At 54.6% G+C, this 15175-nt stretch carries 16 protein-coding genes; 8 read left to right on the forward strand and 8 right to left on the reverse strand.

What is annotated here, in order from left to right; translation table 11 throughout:
* Window positions 1-83: 83 nt before the first annotated feature.
* Genes SK47_RS09050 through eptA form a run of 3 tightly spaced genes read right to left on the reverse strand, consistent with a single transcriptional unit; the run spans window position 84 to window position 3501 of the window.
* On the reverse strand, window positions 84-1181 hold the full coding sequence (locus SK47_RS09050) for an alkene reductase (protein WP_023324540.1): 1098 nt from the start codon (window positions 1179-1181) through the stop codon (window positions 84-86).
* 53 nt (window positions 1182-1234) lie between these two features.
* Entirely contained in the window at window positions 1235-1834 is a 600-nt protein-coding gene (locus tag SK47_RS09055; RefSeq protein WP_003857618.1) for a TetR/AcrR family transcriptional regulator, read from the reverse strand.
* A gap of 26 nt (window positions 1835-1860) precedes the next feature.
* Window positions 1861-3501: a phosphoethanolamine transferase EptA gene (gene eptA / locus SK47_RS09060; RefSeq protein WP_032645825.1), complete on the reverse strand. Its 1641-nt coding sequence runs from the start codon at window positions 3499-3501 to the stop codon at window positions 1861-1863.
* A 147-nt stretch (window positions 3502-3648) separates the two neighbouring features.
* On the opposite strand from eptA, the gene SK47_RS09065 reads away from it, so the two are divergent.
* The 3 genes from SK47_RS09065 to sodC all read left to right on the forward strand — a co-directional run bounded on the left by SK47_RS09065 (window position 3649) and on the right by sodC (window position 5433).
* Window positions 3649-3888, forward strand: coding sequence for a DUF1289 domain-containing protein (locus SK47_RS09065; protein ID WP_003857614.1), 240 nt, complete (start codon window positions 3649-3651; stop codon window positions 3886-3888).
* 48 nt (window positions 3889-3936) lie between these two features.
* On the forward strand, window positions 3937-4833 hold the full coding sequence (locus SK47_RS09070; RefSeq protein WP_048243963.1) for an aldo/keto reductase: 897 nt from the start codon (window positions 3937-3939) through the stop codon (window positions 4831-4833).
* Window positions 4834-4914: 81 nt separating this feature from the next.
* A complete protein-coding gene (gene sodC, locus SK47_RS09075; RefSeq protein WP_003857610.1) occupies window positions 4915-5433 on the forward strand; it encodes a superoxide dismutase [Cu-Zn] SodC in 519 nt (172 codons plus the stop codon).
* Here the strand turns inward: sodC and SK47_RS09080 are convergent.
* Genes SK47_RS09080 through SK47_RS09090 form a run of 3 tightly spaced genes read right to left on the reverse strand, consistent with a single transcriptional unit; the run spans window position 5412 to window position 8544 of the window.
* Complete coding sequence (locus SK47_RS09080) at window positions 5412-7445, reverse strand: FUSC family protein (protein ID WP_003857609.1); 2034 nt, start codon at window positions 7443-7445, stop codon at window positions 5412-5414. The two genes, sodC and SK47_RS09080, sit on opposite strands and share 22 nt — an antisense overlap.
* Entirely contained in the window at window positions 7445-8305 is an 861-nt protein-coding gene (locus tag SK47_RS09085) for an efflux RND transporter periplasmic adaptor subunit (protein ID WP_032610212.1), read from the reverse strand. Before SK47_RS09085 ends, SK47_RS09080 begins: the two co-directional genes overlap by 1 nt.
* 2 nt (window positions 8306-8307) lie before the next feature.
* On the reverse strand, window positions 8308-8544 hold the full coding sequence (locus SK47_RS09090) for a DUF1656 domain-containing protein (RefSeq protein ID WP_003857607.1): 237 nt from the start codon (window positions 8542-8544) through the stop codon (window positions 8308-8310).
* A 187-nt stretch (window positions 8545-8731) separates the two neighbouring features.
* Here SK47_RS09090 and slyA point away from each other — a divergent pair, with 187 nt between their 5' ends.
* On the forward strand, window positions 8732-9172 hold the full coding sequence (gene slyA, locus SK47_RS09095; protein ID WP_006808997.1) for a transcriptional regulator SlyA: 441 nt from the start codon (window positions 8732-8734) through the stop codon (window positions 9170-9172).
* A gap of 35 nt (window positions 9173-9207) precedes the next feature.
* On the opposite strand, the gene SK47_RS09100 is transcribed toward slyA, so the two are convergent.
* Together SK47_RS09100 and slyB are read right to left on the reverse strand one after the other, a co-directional pair.
* On the reverse strand, window positions 9208-10572 hold the full coding sequence (locus tag SK47_RS09100) for a GGDEF domain-containing protein (RefSeq protein WP_048243965.1): 1365 nt from the start codon (window positions 10570-10572) through the stop codon (window positions 9208-9210).
* Window positions 10573-10765: 193 nt separating this feature from the next.
* Window positions 10766-11233, reverse strand: a complete 468-nt coding sequence (slyB, locus tag SK47_RS09105) for an outer membrane lipoprotein SlyB (protein WP_003857604.1) — start codon at window positions 11231-11233, stop codon at window positions 10766-10768.
* Between the two features lie 255 nt (window positions 11234-11488).
* On the opposite strand from slyB, the gene anmK reads away from it, so the two are divergent.
* From anmK to tyrS, 4 genes are all read left to right on the forward strand, one after another.
* Window positions 11489-12613 (forward strand): anhydro-N-acetylmuramic acid kinase, encoded by a 1125-nt coding sequence (anmK, locus tag SK47_RS09110; protein WP_048243967.1) that lies wholly within the window; start codon window positions 11489-11491, stop codon window positions 12611-12613.
* 93 nt (window positions 12614-12706) lie between these two features.
* Complete coding sequence (gene mliC / locus SK47_RS09115) at window positions 12707-13030, forward strand: C-type lysozyme inhibitor (RefSeq protein WP_003857602.1); 324 nt, start codon at window positions 12707-12709, stop codon at window positions 13028-13030.
* A gap of 57 nt (window positions 13031-13087) precedes the next feature.
* Window positions 13088-13744, forward strand: coding sequence for a pyridoxamine 5'-phosphate oxidase (gene pdxH / locus SK47_RS09120; protein ID WP_048208777.1), 657 nt, complete (start codon window positions 13088-13090; stop codon window positions 13742-13744).
* Window positions 13745-13869: 125 nt separating this feature from the next.
* The gene (tyrS, locus tag SK47_RS09125) at window positions 13870-15144 is read left to right on the forward strand and encodes a tyrosine--tRNA ligase (RefSeq protein WP_017384594.1); all 1275 of its coding nucleotides are present in this window, start codon (window positions 13870-13872) and stop codon (window positions 15142-15144) included.
* Window positions 15145-15175 lie beyond the last annotated feature (31 nt).

Below are 15175 nucleotides of genomic sequence, written 5' to 3' on the forward strand. Positions count from 1 at the left end.
AGTGGAATGGATTATCTTTTTGAACAGAAACGATGTTTTAGTATAGCGGCGAAAGGTCGCCGCTATCAATGTACAAAGCGGGATTACAGTGAAGGGTAGTCGGTATAACCTTCCGCGCCGCCGCCATAGAAACTTTCAGGGCGCTGCGGGTTCAGTTCGGCTTTCTTCTGCAAACGGGCAACCAGATCCGGGTTAGCAATGTAGTCACGGCCAAAGGCCACGGCGTCGATCAGGCCTTTCCCGATCAGATCTTCAGCTTTCTCTGCCGTATACGCGCCCGCCCCGATAATCACGCCGTGGAAGCGCTCGCGCACTTTCTGGCGGAAGGCTTCACTATAAGGCTTGCCGCCTGCCCAGTCCGGCTCGGACATGTGCAGATAGGCGATACCGCGTTTCGCCAGCTCTTCAATCAGATACAGCGCGTCTGCTTCTTCGTTCGGACCGTTGTCGACGTTCTGGAAAGTACCGATCGGGGAGACACGAATACCAATGCGGTCTGCGCTCCACTCATTACAGACAGCATCCACCACTTCAAGCACCAGACGCGCGCGGTTTTCAACGCTGCCGCCGTACTGGTCGGTACGCTGGTTGGAAGAAGGGGACAGGAACTGATGCAGCAGGTAACCGTGCGCAGAGTGCAGCTCAACCAGGTCGAAGCCCGCTTCACGGGCGTTGGCGACGGCCTGACGGAAATCATTCACAATACCCGGGATCTCGTCCAGCTCCAGCGCGCGTGGCGTGGTGGTGTCAACGCGGATCGCATTACCGTTTTCATCGCGCAGGGAAGTGCGGGTATTGGCGTTCAGGGCAGAAGCAGAAACCGGCGCCTGACTGCCAGGCTGGATGCTGCTGTGTGAGATACGTCCGGTGTGCCACAGCTGAACCGCAATACGGCCATCTTCAGCATGAACACCTGCGGTGATTTTTTTCCACGCGGCGATCTGTTCTGGGCTGTGCAGACCCGGCGCACCGGCGTAGCCTTTTGCCTGGGCAGAAATCTGCGTGGCTTCGGAAATAATCAGGCCCGCGCTGGCGCGCTGACGATAATACTCACCCATCAATGGCGTTGGGATATCGCCCGGCTCGATGCTGCGCAGACGGGTGAGTGGGGCCATAAACACGCGGTTTGGGGCAGTAACGGCACCCACTTTCAGTGGGGTAAACAGCTTTTCAGCGGACATAATGGCTCCTGAGTAGACCAGTCGACTAGTAAAAGGGTAAATAAAAACGCCGGCTACACGCCTGGCGCGGTTATACAGTTTTTCACGTGCGCCAGCGCGCTTTCGAGCGGCACGGCGCTGCGAGACATTTTTGCTTGCAGGTTGGCGCCTAACCAGAGGGAATAGAGCACCTGTGCCTGCGTGAGCGGATCGCCGGAGAAGGAGAGCGTTTTTTCATTGCGCCCGCTCTCCAGCGCCTGAGCCAGCAGTGCAATCACGCCGCTGGCCCCTTTATCCATGGCGGTGCGCATATCTTCGGAGAGATCGCACACTTCGGCAGACAGTTTTACCGTCAGGCAGCCGCTGATGATGCCCTGCTGACAGAACTGCGTCAGCGTTTCCTGATAGTAGTTCAGAACACGATCCCGGTAGTCACCTTCACCGCTGGCGAAGTGGGCTGCCAGGCGCTGATGGTAGCTGGCGTAGTGCCGCTCCAGCATGGCAACGCCGAACGCCTCTTTGGAACGAAAATAGTGATAAAACGATCCCTTAGGTACTTCAGCGGTTTTTAACAACTCGCTAAGCCCCATCCCGGTAAACCCGCGATGCATGCAAAGGCGCTCGCCGGTAGCCAGCAAATGTTCTCGTGTATCGTGTTCAGTGTGTCTGCTCATGCCCTTACTCTAATAGACCGTTCGGTCTAATGCAAGCCCGCTTGGCGACGACACTGTGACAGAATATCCAGCTGCGGCTGATAAACCGCTGATTTCACGTCCATCATGCCCAGAACGGTGGCGAATAAATTGTCCTGTGAAACCGCCTCTTTTGCGGCATGGTCACGCAGGCAATCCGTGTTTACGCCGAAGTTTTTCGCATAATCCGGGGAGAGCCAGAACATAAAAGGAATATGCGTTTGCTGCTCCGGGGCCAGCATATACGGCGTACCGTGCAGGTAAATTCCGCTTTCGCCCAGCGATTCACCGTGATCGGAGAGGTAAATGAGCGCCGTGTTCATGTTGGCCTGCCGGGCTTTCAGTGCGTCGATGGTTCGGCTGACGACGCTGTCGGTATACAGAATCGTGTTGTCATAGGTATTGATCAGCGACTGATGATCGCAATCCTGAATTTCATTGGTATCGCAGGTTGGGGTGAACTTGCGGAAGCTGTCCGGGTAGCGTTTGTAATAGGCCGGACCGTGGCTGCCCATCAGGTGAATAACCAGAACCGTATCCTGCTTTATTCCATCCAGCACGTTGTCCAGGCGGTACAGGTTAACGTCGTCGATACAGGATTTGTCCTTACAGAACTGATCCAGTTTCCACTGGGTCATGTCCGTGTGCGGTACGCGGTCGCAGGCGCCTTTACATCCGCCGTCGTTGTCGCGCCACAGCAGGTTGAACCCGGCGTGGTTAAGCACATCAAGCAGACCTTCCTGATGATGGGCGAGGTCCGCGTCATATTTTTTCCGCGTCATGCCGGAGAACATGCAGGGGACGGAAACAGCGGTTTCCGTGCCACAGGAGGAGGCCCGCGGGAAGTTGATGACATCCTGCTTTTTCAGCTCGGGGTTGGTTTCACGCGGGTAACCATTTAACGAGTAGTTTGCAGCGCGGGAGGCTTCGCCCACCACCACAACCAGCACGGTTTTCTTGCGTTGGCTGGCAATCAGCGCGCCTTTATGAGCATCTTCGCCAATGCGGACCAGCGTCTGGTCGCCGGCAAACCAGCGCATTTTGCTGTATTTCACCACGGCGCTCACGTAATTCGCCGGGGTGACCATTTTTACGATGCTTTTGTTATTGCGGAACAGCGAAGCATAGTCTTTATAGAACACTGACGCGACCAGGATGATCACCAGCAGCGCACCCAGCATAGCGGCGAAGCGCGTCAGGAGGGCATACCACCATTTTCCGGTGCGAATGCGCGTCAGGGCTAACACAACAGATGGAACCAGACCCGCTACGACCAGCCACAGGATCATCTGCGGCGTCACCAGGGCTGTCGCTTCCTGAGAATTAGTCTCGAACACGTTCACAATCATGTTCTGATCGATAACCGCGCCATAGGTATACATAAACCAGGTCGCGGCGGCACATCCCAGGGTCAGGACAATCAGGAGCGGCTTACGAATATAGGGGATATTTAACAGGCTGAAGACAATCACCCAGCCGCAGAACAGTACCAGCGGCACGCTGGCAGCAAACAGGACATCGTGCAGATGCGCAGGCGCAATAATTGACCAGCTGCGCTGGATAAACAGTGCATTCAGTACGGTAAAGAAAAATGCACAGCCCAGAGTAAATTTTATATCGTTACAGTGTAACTTTTTTGCGAACCACATGATAAGCAGACCATTCGTTATATCAATGCGGCGAGTATAAGAAGGGAAGATTAGCGAAACCTTAATGTCCTGTTTGTGGCAGACATCCTTGCATGCAAGCCATTTAGGGTCTTCACTGTAGGGAATAATGACGTTCTGGAGGTAGGTGTGGCAGAGCAACTGGAATTTTTCCCTGTCCAGAGCCCGTGCCGGGGTATTTGCCAGGTTGATGAACGAGGATACTGTCGTGGCTGCATGCGCACGCGCGATGAACGTTTTAACTGGCAAAATTTCAGCGACGCGCAAAAGCAGGAGGTCTTACGGCTTTGCCGACAGCGTCTGCTGCGTAAAATTCGTGCAAACAAAGCGGTTGAACCCGAAGAACCTCAGCAACCTTCACTGTTTTAGCAGGGTAATTGCGTATACTGGTGACATGACTTCCTTGAGGAAAATGTTATGGTTCAGCGTATTACCCTTGCCCCACAGGGCCCGGAATTCTCCCGATTTGTTATGGGCTACTGGCGCCTCATGGACTGGAATATGTCTCCGGTCCAGCTGGCGGACTTTATAGAAGAGCATCTCGATCTCGGGATCACCACCGTCGATCATGCTGATATTTATGGCGGCTATCAGTGCGAGGCCGCCTTTGGCGAAGCGCTGAAGCGTGCGCCGGGGCTGCGTGAACGAATGGAGATTGTGACCAAATGCGGTATTGCCACCACAGCAAAACCGGAGCATGCGCTTGGACATTACATCACTGACAGCGCGCATATCGTTAAAAGCGCCGAGCAGTCACTGGTCAACCTGGCCACAGATCGTATCGACCTGCTGCTGATCCACCGTCCCGATCCGTTGATGGATGCGGATGAGGTCGCGGAAGCCTTTCTGATGCTGCACCAGAGCGGCAAAGTGCGCCATTTTGGCGTGTCTAACTTCACCCCGGCACAGTTTGCGCTATTGCAGTCTCGCCTGCCGTTTACGCTGGCGACGAATCAGGTGGAGATCTCGCCTGTTCATCAGCCGCTGCTGCTGGATGGCACGCTCGACCAACTGCAACAGCTGCGCATCCGTCCAATGGCATGGTCTTGCCTGGGAGGCGGCCGTCTGTTTAACGATGAGGCATTCCAGCCGCTGCGTAACGAGCTTGAAACGGTGGCGCGCGAACTGAATGCGGAGAGTATCGAGCAGGTGGTTTACGCCTGGATCCTGCGCCTGCCGTCTAAACCGCTGCCAATTATTGGCTCCGGCAAAATTGAGCGTGTCCGCGCTGCGCTTGTTGCTGAGGAGCTGGATATGACGCGTCAGCAGTGGTTCCGCATTCGTAAGGCGGCGCTGGGCTACGACGTACCCTGAGCACGCCTGAACCTGACTTTCCGGTGAAATCTGCGCCTCTGGTATAGACTTAAGGTGCAAAAAATAACCCGTGGAGGTCATATGAAGCGTTTTGCTCTGGCAATGGTCACGCTGGTTGTTTGCGCAGGGGCGCAGGCAGCCAGCGAGGACGTTGAAATGAATCTCGTCACTTCTCAGGGGGTAGGTCAGTCCATCGGGACGGTGAAAATCACCGAAACCGATAAAGGGCTGGAATTTGCTCCCGATCTCAAGGCTCTTCCACCCGGCGAACATGGTTTTCACGTTCATGCTAAAGGCAGCTGTCAACCCGCGATGAAAGAGGGGAAACCAACAGCTGCGGAAGCCGCAGGGGGGCATCTCGACCCGCAGAACTCCGGTAAGCATGAAGGCCCGGAAGGGATGGGGCACCTCGGCGATCTGCCGGTGCTGGTGGTAAATAACGATGGTAAAGCCACCGATCCGGTTGTGGCGCCACGACTCAAAAAGCTTGACGAGGTCAAAGGCAAGGCGCTGATGGTCCACGTGGGCGGCGATAACATGTCCGATCAACCTGAAGCGCTTGGCGGCGGCGGGGCGCGCTATGCCTGCGGGGTGATCTGATCGCCAATCGTTCCGGGTGGCGGCGCCTGTTCAAGCTGTGACAGGGAGCAGTGCAGCCGCCAGATAATGGATGCCAGATCGCGGGCCGCAGGCTGATGATGGTGCGCCAGCGTGTCGCAAATACGCTGAAGCTCGGCGAGCGTGACGCTCAGGGGGCGCTGCTGCACCCCGCGCTCGCTCATAACATCGCGGAGCATAGAAATACAGTTATCACGGACCTGCGACAGCGGATCGGAACGCGTCTCCCAGGCGCGCAACTGCCACACCACGTGCGAACAGTTTAGCAGCACCACGCCCCAGCGCAGTAGCCAGCGACGGGAGAGTGAATCCTGGCTGTTGTTCAGCTGGCTGACATGATGGTAAACCAGCGATTCATACTCGCTTTCGCGCAGATGCGGCCTGCGGCTCAGCTGATCGACAAAACCCCTGCGCAACTCCCGAATATGCCTGCGGCTTTTACGCGCGTCCGAGCCCGGGCGTAGCACGGCGAAAGCCAGCCACGCCAGCCCCACGCCGAGGATCTTCGCCAGGTTGTCGTTGAGAAAATCAGCGTAATCGTAAACCGGTGGATTCGTTACAGAGATAAATGAGCCCATAAAAACAATTAACTGACCCCACAGACCGGCCAGTTTAGGCATTTGCAGTTTGAGCAACTGCATGGTGGTTAATAGCGGGAAGAGAAACAGCAGAAATTGCCAGAGGTCGGTTATCTGCACCATCAAACCAAATTTCACCACGAAGCTGAACAGCGACAGCAGCACCAGCGTACGCAGCAGAAGCGTCAGGGAGTTAAAGGGGGAAGCGGCGACGGAATAGAGCACGCAGCTGATTGCCGCAAGCGTCAGGGCCGCACTGCCCGCATCCCATTGCGTGGTGATGGCCCATGCGCCTACGGCCGTCAACGCGCAAAACGTACGAAAACCGCTCCACAGCGCCTCCATTGCGTCGGTATGCCGCGCCAGAGCAGGACTACCGGGAACGGAAAATTCGGTGACGGGCGTGGCATTCTCGACGGCTTTTAACCAGCGGCTGCTGCGCAGATACAGGCGGCAGAAATAGTTCAGACGCTGCCAGAAGGCGCGATGCCGGTAGTCATATTCATCCGCTGGGGCGAGCGGCGCGATAATGCGGGCCACGGTATAAATATCGGCATCCGAACGCGCAAGGGCAGCGAGCAGCGCCTCGATAATCTCCCGGGTATGGGCTGGCGGTGCAGGCCAGTTCAGCAACATCCGACGAAGGCTCGAGATCGCGCTCGTCATCCGCAATTGCTGGTGCAGTAAATAGTTCAGAAGCGTGTTCTGGCGACGAAAACGGTAGTGGCTCCAGAAAGCCTGGATGCGCAACAGGTTCATGGTCAGGATCTGGCCGATGACCTTTTCGTGCGCGAGGCGGATGTCATCGCTGCTGTCAGGCTGCCAGAGCAGGCTGGCATGTTCCAGCAAACGTGCGTGCATCGTTTTAAGGGCGGTGATAAGCGTAGTGCCATCTGAGGTACTGGGCAGGATCATCATCATGACGCCCCCGCACAGAATGCCGACCATCACTTCACACACGCGTGCCTGGGCGATATCCCACAGCTCGGTGGTATCCAGCACGTTGACGACCGGAAAGGCGATAATGGCCGCGGTGTAACCCGCCAGTTGAAACGCATAGGCAACGTTATTGGTAAAATGAGCGCAGGCCCAGGTACACAGCCCCAGCCATGCCGACATGCTTAACAAAAAGAGCCAGGGATCGTTCAGAGTATGGCCGGCAAGAAGCAGTGCGGCGGTTGCCCCCAGCAGGCTACCTGCCACGCGCCCGAGGCTTTTACTGATAACGCCCCCGACGGTAGGGAAGCTGACGACCGCCGCAGAGGTCATCGCCCAGTAAGGCTCATCCAGATTCAGATAATAGGCAACCGTAAGCGCAAGGCACATGGCGATGCCGTTACGCAGCGCGTAACGCCACTGCGGCCGTGTCGCTTTTATCCACGGCGTATTGCGCCAGGAGAGAGCTCCCAGGTTCATCATCGCGATCCGATGGCGACGGTGCAGGTTGTGCCAGAGACCAGGGTAATGTCTTTCGGCAGTTGATCAAACTCGACGCGAACAGGCACCCGCTGAGCCAGACGCACCCACGGTACGTTGGGTTTGATGTCGGGCACCAGGCCAGAATCGGTTTCCACGCTCTGATCGTAAATTGCCCGACCTATGCTGCTAACGTGACCCTGTAACGTTTCTGCGCCGCTGTAAAGCGTGATTCGGGCAGGCGCTCCCTCGCGGATATGGCGCAGCTTGGTCTCTTCAAAATAACCTACAACATAGAAAGAGCGGCTGTCGACCAGGGCAAAGACCGGCTGGCCTGTGGTGGCGTAATCCCCCACACGGGTCGACAGGCTCGTGATCCATCCATCCACCGGAGCTTTGACAACGGTCTGGGTCAGTTGCCACTCGGCCTGTTTCAGCGTTGCCTCTGCAACCTTCAGGCTGGCCTGCATGGCTTTTACATTGATATTGGCGGTATCGAGATCTTCCGCAGAGATGTAATTCCTCGACAGATGTCGGCGACGTTCGGCTTCGTTATTGGCTTTTGCCAGATCGGATTGAGCTTTTGCGAGCTGCGCCTGGGCATTGAGCACCGCAATGTGAAAAGGGGTCTCGTCGATGCGGAATAACACATCACCCGCATGAACGAACTGGTTGTCCTTCACCAGCAGCGCGCTGATACTGCCGGACACTTGTGGCGTGATGCTGACCTGTTCCGCGCGGATCTTGCCGTCACGCGTCCAGGGCGACTGCATGTAATAATTCCAGAGCCACCAGCCGGCGATAAGCGCCAGCGCTAAGACGAAAAGAGTGGAAAAATATTTTAACGTTTTCAATGCTATTCTCACCACACGGTTAACACGGCAAGGCCAAGACAGACGGAGAGGGTAAACAGGGAGAGATCCATTAACATCGGGTGCCAGATTTCACCGGAATACATCCAGTCGCGCAGCAGACGATGCGCAATGAGCCAGATCACAAAACCGACCATCACGGCTTTAAACAGTGGCGGAAAGTAGACCGATGCGCCAACAATCAGATCCTGGAGGGGCAACCCTGCGGAGAAGGAAAACAACGTCACAAGCAGCGATCCTTTGCGGTGGAATGAGGGCCACAATGGCAGATTTCAATGCGATGGCGCATTACCGTTCAGTGTAAATCATCCTTTAAGGAATGATGAATACCGTGATTGCATTTGTTTTGGCAATACAAATACTGCAAACTATTCTAAAATCACTATAATCACTTAGCAAGCTAATTATAAGGAGATGAAATTGGAATCGCCATTAGGTTCTGATCTGGCAAGGTTGGTACGCATCTGGCGTGCTCTGATTGACCATCGCCTGAAACCTCTGGAACTCACACAGACGCACTGGGTTACGCTGCACAACATCCATCAGCTTCCGCCCGATCAGTCACAGATCCAACTGGCAAAAGCGATTGGTATTGAACAGCCTTCCCTGGTGCGTACCCTTGACCAGCTGGAAGAGAAGGGACTCATCTCCCGACAAACCTGCGCCAGCGACCGTCGCGCCAAGCGGATCAAATTGACGGAAAAAGCGGCCCCGATTATTACTGAGATGGAAACCGTCATCAGTAAAACGCGAGGGGAGATCCTGGCCGGTATTTCACCCGCTGAGCTGGAGATGCTGATCGGACTCATCGCCCGTCTTGAGCAAAACATCCACGATTTACAGTCGCGCGACTGACGTTGTTCACTGGCCTTGCTCGTGCAAGGCCTTTGTCATGTTCTGAACACCACCACCCGGTTGCGGCCCGTCTCTTTTGCCTCGTACATGGCTTTATCCGCGCTTTCCACACAGGTTTCAGCGCTGGTTTCCGGCGAGGTAGCGGTGAATACTCCCATACTAATGGTAATCGGTTCCGGAAGCTGCCCACCGCTGCTGGCCTTGTCAAACCCGCTCAACTTGAGGCGAATACGTTCGGCAACCTGATGCGCGACATCGGACGGTGTATTTGTCAGCATGAGCACAAACTCTTCGCCGCCGATCCGCGCCGCGATATCCTGCGGTCGCACCGAATCGGTCAACAGGTTTGAGACAAATTGTAAAACCCTATCCCCCTGCAAATGACCGTAGCAGTCGTTAATGCGTTTAAAACGGTCAAGATCGCTCACGACCACCGACACCGGATGTGTCACCGTGGCCGTGTTTAGCGCGTGATTTAATGAATCATAGAAATAGCTGCGATTATAAAGACGGGTGAGGGGGTCGCGGATGGAATTTTGATAAGACTGCTGATATTTTACATGCGAGTCACGATACAAATTAAATACGTCGGAAAGTAAGATGAAAATAATCATTAACGTAGCGACAGTTTCGAATAACCGTGCCCGGTACCATGAAATATCTTCAGCGTGTCCGCCTAACAATAGCATGAGCAGAGTGACGATATAACAGACACATAAAAAATTGCCGCCGACCCAAAACAAATTCTTCACGCGGGTAATGGCCAACAGGGTGATTAACGTTACTACCCACAGGACGATCAAAATGATATTGATCGCCTGGCTCCAGAGAACCATAAACTGTCGGGTTTCATTATCCACCAGGTCCAGTGTGAGCAGGGTTGAATGGCTGGAATAGAACAATGCCAGCCCAAGCATACAGCCCGTAAAGAGCGAGGCGCCGACAACGATACCAACATGGGCGCTTCGTGAGAGCGCAGAATTGCGCAGGGTATACAGTAATGCTGCGACGATCATCAGCACCGCCATTAAAAAGTGGCGGAACATGTAGAAAATCATGGCGTCGTTATAGTTCGCTTCGTTGAACTGATAGAGATCAAGCCAGGCCGGGAAGCTGGCCAGTGTCCCCACCATCAGTAACGCCGAACCGGCAAAGGCCAGGGCAATGGGAACAAGATATAATCGCCTTTTGTCGCACCAGTATTTCATTGCCATAAAACAGGCAATAAACAGATGGAACACCAGAAGAAATATCGTCAGCGTAGGGAAAAACAAAGGTGAAAACGAAGGAACCCATTCAACAAGTTTTATAAAAAAACCTTGTAATACGGCAATGATAACAATACACCCAAGCGCGAAGGCCACAAAGCGGTTCTTTACAAATCGACAGATCGCAAGCATAGAGAATTTAAAAATTAAAAAAGGAAAAAGAGATTGCGAAGAGTCTAAGCGAGGGAAATAAAAAATACTTTGCGCACGGACAAGAACGGGTGAAATGAATAATTCACCATGTGAATATATTGTGCCAATATATTATTGGAAATGATGATTTTGGTAAATGGATGCGGTCTGAAAGACCACATCCATCAGGATATTAACGCGGGGAGACGGTGACCTGGCTGCCGTTGCTTGCAAGAACAACACGCTGGCCAGCAGAGAAGCGGGTGTTACCCTGTTTCTGCACAACCATAATAGTGCTGCCATCGTCTTTGCGGATTTCCAGCTCAACGCCCTGAGTTTTGTTCATCGCACCCTGAACGCCCTGACCCGCTACGCCGCCTGCAACTGCGCCCGCTGCGGTCGCCAGAGAACGTCCGGTGCCGCCGCCAATGGTATTACCCAGGAAACCACCCAGCACAGCACCGCCGATTGCGCCCACCACGTTCGTGTCATCGCCACCCTGAATCTGAACAGGACGGGCATTAACGATAGTACCGTATGTCACGTTCTGTACCTGTTTAGCTTCAGAAGCACTATATACGTCGCCGGAGAGTGAACTGTCATTCACACAACCCGCCAGTGTTAAACCAATCAGCGAAACGCCCAGTACACGTAAAATCATTTGACTCTCCTGTTCACCAAAAAACGCCCGGTTGGGGCATCCGTTATGGCTAAATTATATGGCATTCCTGACCACAGTTCATATCTTTGCATGCCGAATAAATAAATTTTACCTGAACAGGGCTTAACGGGACATAAACAAACATCGCCTGTGCTACAGGTCTGAGATTGTTAAAAATTATTATCACCGCATAGCAAAGCCGCGTTATTTATGATGGAGTGTTTGCACTTAGCCCATGTAACGTAAGGAAAGCGCATGAAATCGGGTCGCTATATCGGTGTGATGTCTGGTACCAGTCTTGACGGTGTGGATGTCGTTCTGGCCGCCATTGATGAAAACATGGTGGCGCAGCAGGCAAGCCTGACCTGGCCAATTCCGGTCTCGTTAAAAGAAGAGATCCTGAACATCTGCCAGGGGCAACAGCTGACGCTTTCCCAACTGGGCCAACTGGATGTGCGTCTGGGGGCGCTGTTTGCTGATGCGGTACTGGCCCTGATGCAGCAGGAAAGACTCCACCCGCAGGATATCGTGGCAATAGGCTGCCATGGGCAGACCGTCTGGCATGAACCTGTCGGCGAGGCGCCGCACACGATGCAAATTGGCGATAACAACCAGATTGTGGCAAAAACCGGCGTAACGGTGGTGGGTGATTTCCGTCGTCGTGATATGGCCCTCGGCGGGCAGGGGGCGCCGCTGGTTCCGGCATTTCATCAGGCGCTGCTGGCGCACCCGGTAGAGCGCAGGATGGTCCTGAACATCGGCGGGATCGCCAACCTGTCGATGCTTATTCCCGGGCAACCCGTGCGGGGGTACGATACCGGACCCGGTAATATGCTGATGGATGCCTGGATCTGGCGTCAGAGCGGTAAAGCCTATGACAAAGACGCGCAGTGGGCCAGCCAGGGGAAAGTGATCCTTCCCTTGCTGCAAACCCTGTTAAGCGATCCTTTCTTTGCTCTGCCTGCGCCAAAAAGCACGGGGCGGGAATATTTCAACTACGGCTGGCTTGAACGTCAGCTGGCGCGCTTCCCCGGCCTTGCGCCTCAGGATGTGCAGGCTACGCTGACGGAGCTCACCGCGGTGTCGATCTCTGAACAGGTGTTGCTGAGCGGCGGGTGTGAGCGCTTGCTGGTATGCGGAGGCGGAAGCCGAAACCCGCTGGTGATGGCACGCCTCGCCGCCTTGCTGCCGGGCACCGAAGTCACGACCACTGATGAAGCCGGGATCAGCGGAGACGATATGGAAGCGCTGGCCTTCGCCTGGCTTGCCTGGCGTACGGTTGCCGGTCTGCCGGCTAATTTACCCTCCGTAACCGGTGCGCGGGAGGCGAGCGTCCTCGGGGCCATTTTCCCCGCAAACCCGCGCCATAATCAGAGTTAACTGAAATTCAGCGGGAGGCGTAACCCGTAAAATAGGGAAAAACAGGAGGGCGGTTAGGCCCTCCAGGACCAGGATAGTCTTCGGAATCTGCCCATGAAAAAACTTCTTCTCATTGCTGTACCTTTTCTTATGACCGGATGCAGCGTCTATAACCAGTTCGTTGAGCGTATGCAAACCGATACGCTGGAATATCGTTGTGATGAAAAACCGCTGACGGTGAAGCTGAACAACCCGCGTCAGGAAGCCAGCTTTGTTTATGACAATAAGTTGTTGACGCTGAAGCAGGGAATGTCGGCCTCCGGTGCGCGCTACTCAGACGGGATCTACGTCTTCTGGTCGAAAGGCGACAGCGCCACCGTCTACAAGCGTGACCGCATTGTGCTGAACAATTGTCAGCTTCAAAATCCGAAGCGTTGAGATTTTTGAAGGGGGCGCGCACAATAGCGCCACCCAATCTCACTTTCAGCTAACGCCATGTCAGATAACGACGAACTACAGCAAATTGCGCATCTGCGCCGTGAATACACCAAAGGCGGTCTGCGACGCCAGGATCTTCCCGCCGAACCGCTGGTGCTTTTTGAACGCTGGCTGAAGCAGGCCTGCGAAGCGAAACTGGCCGACCCGACCGCGATGGTTGTTGCCACGGTTGATGAAAATGGTCAGCCGTATCAACGCATCGTTCTTCTCAAGCATTATGACGAGAAAGGGCTGGTGTTCTACACCAACCTGGGCAGTCGTAAAGCGCATCACCTTGAAAATAATCCGCGTATTAGCCTGCTCTTCCCGTGGCATATGCTTGAGCGCCAGGTGATGGTTACCGGCACGGCGGAGCGCCTCTCTACGCTTGAAGTGGTGAAATATTTCCACAGCCGCCCGCGCGACAGTCAGATCGGTGCCTGGGTCTCTAAACAGTCCAGCCGAATCTCAGCCCGCGGCGTGCTGGAGAGTAAATTCCTCGAACTCAAACAGAAGTTTCAGCAGGGTGAAGTACCGCTGCCGAGTTTCTGGGGCGGGTTCCGCATCCCCATTGAGCAGATGGAATTCTGGCAGGGCGGTGAACACCGTCTCCACGACCGCTTTTTATACCAGCGCGACAACGGTGGCTGGAAAATCGACAGACTGGCACCGTAATCCCCAAAATTTGTTGATTTAAGCGCTAGCGCACACCGCGCTGGCGCTTTATTCTATGGTCCTTTCGCATCAGGCGAAAAGTCGTGTACCGGCAAAGGTGCAGTCGTTTATACATGGAGAATTTGATGGCAAGCAGTAACTTGATTAAACAATTGCAAGAGCGGGGCCTCGTGGCCCAGGTGACGGACGAGGAAGCGTTAGCAGAGCGACTGGCGCAAGGCCCGATCGCGCTCTATTGCGGCTTCGATCCCACCGCTGACAGCTTGCATTTGGGGCATCTTGTTCCATTGTTATGCCTGAAACGCTTCCAGATGGCCGGCCATAAGCCTGTCGCTCTGGTTGGCGGCGCGACCGGTCTGATTGGCGACCCAAGTTTCAAAGCCGCTGAGCGTAAGCTGAATACCGAAGACACCGTGCAGGAGTGGGTGGATAAGATCCGTAAACAGGTTGCACCGTTCCTGGATTTCGACTGCGGTGATAACTCTGCGATTGCGGCGAACAACTACGACTGGTTTGGTGGCATGAACGTGCTGACGTTCCTGCGTGACATCGGCAAACACTTCTCTGTTAACCAGATGATTAACAAAGAAGCAGTGAAGCAGCGTCTTAACCGTGACGACCAAGGTATCTCTTTCACCGAGTTCTCCTACAACCTGTTGCAGGGGTATGACTTCGCCTGCCTGAACAAGCTGCACGGCGTATCTCTGCAAATTGGCGGTTCCGACCAGTGGGGTAACATCACCTCCGGTATCGATCTGACCCGTCGCCTCCACCAGAATCAGGTGTTTGGTCTGACCGTGCCGTTGATCACCAAAGCAGACGGTACCAAGTTCGGTAAGACCGAAGGCGGCGCGGTATGGCTGGATCCGAAGAAAACCAGCCCGTATAAATTCTACCAGTTCTGGATCAACACGGCGGATGCCGATGTTTATCGCTTCCTGAAGTTCTTCACCTTTATGGATATCGAAGAAATCAATGCGCTGGAAGAAGAAGACAAGAACAGCGGTAAAGCACCACGCGCCCAGTACGTGCTGGCGGACGAAGTAACCAAACTGGTTCACGGCGAAGAAGGTCTGGCGGCAGCGAAACGCATTACGGCGAGCCTGTTCAACGGGACCCTGAGCGATTTAAGCGAAGCGGATTTCGAACAGCTGGCGCAGGATGGCGTACCGATGGTGGAGATGGAAAAAGGCGCCGATCTGATGCAGGCGCTGGTGGACTCCGAGCTCCAGCCGTCTCGCGGTCAGGCGCGTAAAACCATCGCCTCTAACGCGATCACCATTAATGGCGAAAAACAGGCCGATCCGGAATACACCTTTACCGAGAACGACCGTCTCTATGGTCGCTACACGCTGCTGCGTCGCGGTAAGAAAAATTACTGCCTGGTCTGCTGGAAGTAATTAAAAGTATGCAGGGGCGTGGGAAACCACG

The organism is Enterobacter sp. BWH52 (assembly GCF_001037565.1).
In the GTDB taxonomy this organism is placed as follows: Bacteria; Pseudomonadota; Gammaproteobacteria; order Enterobacterales; family Enterobacteriaceae; genus Enterobacter; species Enterobacter hormaechei_C.

Bases quoted from the DNA above. Each gene is read 5' to 3' on its own strand.
- SK47_RS09055 (WP_003857618.1), bottom strand. From the start codon at position 1,834: ATGAGCAGACACACTGAACACGATACACGAGAACATTTGCTGGCTACC.
- slyB (WP_003857604.1), bottom strand. From the start codon at position 11,233: ATGATTTTACGTGTACTGGGCGTTTCGCTGATTGGTTTAACACTGGCG.
- tyrS (WP_017384594.1), top strand. From the start codon at position 13,870: ATGGCAAGCAGTAACTTGATTAAACAATTGCAAGAGCGGGGCCTCGTG.
- pdxH (WP_048208777.1), top strand. From the start codon at position 13,088: ATGTCAGATAACGACGAACTACAGCAAATTGCGCATCTGCGCCGTGAA.
- SK47_RS09050 (WP_023324540.1), bottom strand. From the start codon at position 1,181: ATGTCCGCTGAAAAGCTGTTTACCCCACTGAAAGTGGGTGCCGTTACT.
- mliC (WP_003857602.1), top strand. From the start codon at position 12,707: ATGAAAAAACTTCTTCTCATTGCTGTACCTTTTCTTATGACCGGATGC.
- SK47_RS09070 (WP_048243963.1), top strand. From the start codon at position 3,937: ATGGTTCAGCGTATTACCCTTGCCCCACAGGGCCCGGAATTCTCCCGA.
- SK47_RS09080 (WP_003857609.1), bottom strand. From the start codon at position 7,445: ATGAACCTGGGAGCTCTCTCCTGGCGCAATACGCCGTGGATAAAAGCG.
- anmK (WP_048243967.1), top strand. From the start codon at position 11,489: ATGAAATCGGGTCGCTATATCGGTGTGATGTCTGGTACCAGTCTTGAC.
- eptA (WP_032645825.1), bottom strand. From the start codon at position 3,501: ATGTGGTTCGCAAAAAAGTTACACTGTAACGATATAAAATTTACTCTG.
- slyA (WP_006808997.1), top strand. From the start codon at position 8,732: ATGAAATTGGAATCGCCATTAGGTTCTGATCTGGCAAGGTTGGTACGC.
- sodC (WP_003857610.1), top strand. From the start codon at position 4,915: ATGAAGCGTTTTGCTCTGGCAATGGTCACGCTGGTTGTTTGCGCAGGG.
- SK47_RS09100 (WP_048243965.1), bottom strand. From the start codon at position 10,572: ATGCTTGCGATCTGTCGATTTGTAAAGAACCGCTTTGTGGCCTTCGCG.